Genomic DNA, 445 nt, shown 5'->3' on the forward strand with positions numbered 1-445 from the left:
CAAGACAACGTTATTTAACCAGCTCACTGGCTCACGTCAGCGTGTAGGTAACTGGGCTGGCGTTACCGTCGAACGTAAAGAAGGGCAATTCTCCACCACCGATCATCAGGTCACGCTGGTGGACCTGCCCGGCACCTATTCTCTGACCACCATCTCATCGCAGACCTCGCTCGATGAGCAAATCGCCTGTCACTACATTTTGAGTGGCGACGCAGACCTGCTGATTAACGTGGTGGATGCGTCTAACCTTGAGCGTAACCTGTACCTGACGCTGCAACTGTTGGAACTCGGCATTCCATGCATCGTGGCGCTGAACATGCTCGACATTGCCGAGAAGCAAAATATTCGTATTGAAATTGATGCTCTGTCGGCGCGTCTTGGCTGCCCGGTGATCCCGCTGGTTTCAACCCGTGGTCGCGGTATTGAAGCGCTCAAGCTGGCGATT

Annotated in this window: 1 protein-coding gene; it reads left to right on the forward strand. The window is 53.9% G+C overall.

Translation table 11 applies throughout. The features are described from left to right. Positions 1-445 (forward strand): FeoB small GTPase domain-containing protein (locus AC3DEV_RS17065; protein ID WP_488372884.1); only part of this gene is annotated, 445 nt, incomplete at both ends.

Source organism: Dietzia sp. IBK-p2-15D (genome assembly GCF_057773105.1).